Raw genomic sequence first — 4,104 nt, 5'->3', positions numbered from 1 at the left:
CCGCCCCTCCTGCTCTCCCGCTTCTTTCCGGTGCCCTCCTCCCGCTTCGGTGCTGTTCCTCGGGGGAAGACAACCCGCAAGAGCAGGGCAGGCGGGGCGAGGAGGCGCTTGGGATGCGGAGCCCGGTCGGCCGGAGCCTGGCGTCGCCGTGGTGGCGAGGCGCCGCCGCGGTGGTGGCGGGCTCACTGCCCGCTCTCGCGTTCCCCGAGCCGTCCCTGTGGTGGTTCGCGTATGTCGCGCTGGTGCCGTGGATGCTGCTCGTACGGTCCGCTCCCACGGGCTCCCGCGCGGCCCTGGACGGCTGGCTGGGCGGCATCGGCTTCATGATCGCCGTACACCACTGGCTGGCGCCGAGCCTCCATGTGTTCCTGGCGGTGCTGGCCGCGCTGCTCGGGCTGCTGTGGGCGCCCTGGGGGTGGCTGGTGCGGTCCGTGCTCGGCGGGACACCGTCCCCGGGCCGCGCCGCGGCGGCCGTCGCCGTGGTGCCCTCGGGCTGGCTGGTGGTCGAGCTGGTCAGGTCCTGGCAGGGACTCGGCGGGCCCTGGGGCCTCCTCGGCGCCAGCCAGTGGGAGGTCGCGCCGGCCCTGCGGCTCGCCTCGGTGGGCGGTGTCTGGCTGGTGAGCCTGCTGGTGGTCGCCGTGAACACCGCGCTCACCGTGCTGATCTCGGTCCCGCGCATACGACCGCGCCTCGCCGGAGCCGTCTCCCTCGTGCTGTGCGCCCTCACGGTGATCTCGGTGTGGACATGGGCGCCGGAGCCCGAGCGGTCCGGTACGGCGCGGATCGCGGTCGTCCAGCCGGGCGTCGTCGAGGGCGCCGATGCCCGTGAGCGCCGGTTCGCGCGGGGCGAGGCCCTGACGCGCACCCTGGCCGGCCAGGATCTCGATCTGGTGGTCTGGGGGGAGAGCAGTGTCTCCGCCGATCTGGCGACCAGGCCCGATCTGGCGGCGCGGCTCGCCGTGCTCTCCCGCGCGGTCGGCGCCGAGATACTCGTCAATGTCGACGCGCGCAGCACGGACGCGGCCGGGAGGGCCGGGATATTCAAGCGTGCCGTCCTGGTCGGTCCGAACGGCCCGACGGGAGACACGTACGACAAGATGCGGCTGGTGCCCTTCGGCGAGTACATACCGGCCCGCGCCGCGCTGGGCTGGGCCACCTCGGTGGGCAGGGCGGCGGGCGAGGACCGCGAGCACGGCACCCGCCAGGTGGTGATGGTCCTGCCCGGGGAGGGCAGGGGCGGGCTGCGGTTCGGGCCGCTGGTCTGCTTCGAGTCGGCCTTCCCCGACATGAGCAGGCGGCTGGTCCGGGACGGCGCACAGCTTCTGGTCGCGCAGTCCTCCACGTCCACGTTCCAGGGAAGCTGGGCGCCGGAGCAGCATGCCTCCCTGGCGGCGCTGCGGGCCGCGGAGACCGGCCGGCCGATGGCGCATGCCACGCTGACGGGCACCAGCGCGGTGTTCGGCCCGGACGGTGAGCGAGTGGGCGCCCGGATCGGTACGGACCGGAGCGCCACCGGCGTGTTCGACGTGCCGCTGGCCCGGGGCACGACCGCGTACACCGAGTTCGGTGACTGGGCGGTCCATGCCGCCCTCGCCGTGCTGGCCGCGCTCTGCGCCGCGGACGGCGCGCGCTCGTTCAGGAGGCGGCCTGGTCCAGTGCCGCTCGTACCACCCGCTCGCACAGCTCATGAGTCCGCAGCGCATCCTGTGCGCTGACGAGGTCCCCGGCCCGTACGGCGTCGAGGAAGGCCAGGACGCACTGCTCGATCCCGCGCTGGCGGGCCACCGGCACCCAGTCGCCGCGCCGCCGCACGCTCGGCTGTCCCTTGTGGTCCACGACCGTCGCGAGATCGTGGACGGCCCGTTTGGTGTCCTGTCCCGACACTTCGAGGATCTCCTCGGCGGAGCCGCTGAGCCGGTTCATCACACCGATGGCGGTGAAGCCGTCGCCGGAGAGCTGGAGTACGACATGGTGCAGCAGCCCGTCCCGTGTCCGGGCCCGTACGTCGGTGTGCTCGACGGGTCCGGGGACCAGGAAGCGCAGGGTGTCGACGACATGGATGAAGTCGTCCAGGACGAAGGTGCGCGGGTCCTCGGGCAGACCGACCCGGTTCTTCTGCAACAGGATCAGGTCGCGCGGATGCTCGACGCACTGGGCGTAGCCGGGCGCGAAGCGGCGGTTGAAGCCGACGGCGAGGCTGACACCGCGCTCCTCGGCGAGGGCCACCACGCGCTCGGTGTCCGCGAGTTCGTACGCGATCGGCTTGTCGACATAGGTCGCCACGCCCGCCTCCAGCAGCCGGGTGACGATCTCGGCGTGCACGGTCGTCGGCGCGTGGACGAACGCGGCGTCGAGGCCCCGCGCGAGGAGCGAGTCGAGGTCTGCATGGCAGTGCGCGGCCGGGACGCGCCAGGTCTCGGCGGTCCTCGCCAGTGTGGCCGGAGTGCGGGTGTGGAGATGCGGCTCGACTCCGGGCAGTGTGGTGAGCACCGGCAGATACGCCTTCCGCGCGATGTCGCCGAGCCCGATGATGCCGATCCTCACAAGGGCCTCCCTCTGCCTGACGCGCTGACGTGCTGTGATGACGGGTGCGCTGTTCCGGAAGCATACGTGCGCCGTGGAGGGCACGCGGAATAAGGCTTCGCGACGGGATCGGTCCATGGGTGAGGATGACCGCCATGACGACATCCGAACGCACCGAACGCATCCGTCCCTCCACCGTCGCGGGCGAACGCGAGAGCCTGCAAAGCTGGCTGGACCATCACCGCGAGACGCTGGCGCTGAAATGCGCCGGACTGACCGAAGCACAGCTCCGGGAAGCCTCCGTACCGCCCTCGGAGCTGACCCTGCTGGGTCTCGTACGGCACATGGCCGAGGTGGAGCGGGCGTGGTTCCGCAGAACGCTGTCCGGGGAGGAGGCCGGGCCGATCTACTACAGCGACGCCGATCAGGACGGCGACTTCCATCCCGGCGAGGGCGACACCTGGGACGAGGCGTACGCCACCTGGCAGGCCGAGATCACCCGCGCCCGCGAGCTCGCCGCCCCGCACTCCCTCGACCACCTGGGAGCCGGGCGACGCGACCGCACCACGGGCGAGCCCTACAACCTCCGCTGGATCTACACCCACATGATCGAGGAGTACGCCCGGCACAACGGTCACGCGGACCTCATCAGGGAACGGATCGACGGTGTGACGGGCGAGTGACACCCGCCCCAGGGCCCGTCCGGGCCGGCGCGGCGGCCCGTGGCCCGGTGATGTACGGCGGCCGACGGGACAAGATCCGCCCCGTGTCACCCGTCCGGGCCAATCCGCGCCCTTTACGCTCCCCAACGGCCGTCCCGACCAGCAGAGTTGCGCGAGTGCACCGAACGAGAAGCGCAGCGATGGTCCTGATGGGAATGGCGGTCACGGCCGTCTCCGGATGTGTGTCCGTGGAAGGGCGCCCGGCGCCCGTATCCGTACCGCGGCCGGGAGCGAGCAGCGGGGCTCCCGGGGCGGGCGGCGCGCAGCCGCAGATCGTCCAGGCTCCTGCCAGGGAGGCGCTGGAGGCGATCATCCCCGCCCGGAGCCCGGAACCGGCCCCGCTGTCCTCCCTCGAACCCCGGCGGTCCGCCTCCGGGCGGACCGGCGCCCCCGAACGCGCGTCGGCGCCAGAACAGGCGTCCCCCGAGCGGCTCCGGCACGGGCAGGCGCCCCCGCCGGTACGGAAGGAACGCCGCCGCGAGCGGCCCGAGCGGCAGCGCCCCGCCGATCCCGTCGAGCCGCCCGCCACCCTCGCCGATCTCTGCGCCCTCGGCGAGAGCTACGGCCGCTGGCCGGCGGACAGCCCCCAGGCCCGCATCTGCGCCCGGACCTACCGGAATTGACCGTCGGCCCCGGGCTCATCGCTCCCGGAGCCGCCGCTCCAAGCGGTCGATCCCCGCCCGTACCGTGTGGCCGTACCCGTCCTCCCCCAGCGCGTCCGCCGCGTCGCGTGCCCGGTCCAGATGGAGCCGGGCCGCGTCCGGCCGCTGGAGCTTCATGTAGTCGACGGCGAGATTGAGATGGAGCGCGGGGTAGAAGGCCCGCACGGCCGGTCCGCCCCCGGCCGGCGCCGGCCGGG

4 protein-coding genes and 1 pseudogene are annotated in these 4,104 nt (G+C 73.1%); 3 read left to right on the top strand and 2 right to left on the bottom strand.

What is annotated here, in order from left to right; genetic code table 11:
* Positions 1-113: 113 nt before the first annotated feature.
* Positions 114-1,715, top strand: a complete 1,602-nt coding sequence (gene lnt / locus BFF77_RS31800) for an apolipoprotein N-acyltransferase (protein WP_066956982.1) — start codon at positions 114-116, stop codon at positions 1,713-1,715.
* On the opposite strand, the gene BFF77_RS31795 is transcribed toward lnt, so the two are convergent.
* The gene (locus BFF77_RS31795) at positions 1,636-2,544 is read right to left on the bottom strand and encodes a Gfo/Idh/MocA family protein (RefSeq protein WP_066956979.1); all 909 of its coding nucleotides are present in this window, start codon (positions 2,542-2,544) and stop codon (positions 1,636-1,638) included. The genes lnt and BFF77_RS31795 overlap by 80 nt on opposite strands.
* A gap of 134 nt (positions 2,545-2,678) precedes the next feature.
* Between BFF77_RS31795 and BFF77_RS31790 the strand changes: the two genes are divergently transcribed.
* Both BFF77_RS31790 and BFF77_RS31785 read left to right on the top strand, forming a co-directional pair.
* Complete coding sequence (locus BFF77_RS31790; RefSeq protein ID WP_066956976.1) at positions 2,679-3,206, top strand: DinB family protein; 528 nt, start codon at positions 2,679-2,681, stop codon at positions 3,204-3,206.
* 179 nt (positions 3,207-3,385) lie between these two features.
* Complete coding sequence (locus BFF77_RS31785) at positions 3,386-3,868, top strand: hypothetical protein (RefSeq protein ID WP_245704001.1); 483 nt, start codon at positions 3,386-3,388, stop codon at positions 3,866-3,868.
* Between the two features lie 15 nt (positions 3,869-3,883).
* On the opposite strand, the pseudogene BFF77_RS31780 reads toward BFF77_RS31785, so the two are convergent.
* Positions 3,884-4,104 (bottom strand): annotated as a pseudogene (locus BFF77_RS31780) (hypothetical protein); the annotation flags it as partial.

The organism is Streptomyces lushanensis (genome assembly GCF_001700515.1).
GTDB lineage: Bacteria > Actinomycetota > Actinomycetes > Streptomycetales > Streptomycetaceae > Streptomyces > Streptomyces lushanensis.
Note: the sequence above shows the minus strand (reverse complement) of the source record. Positions and strands in the feature narration are given on the sequence as shown.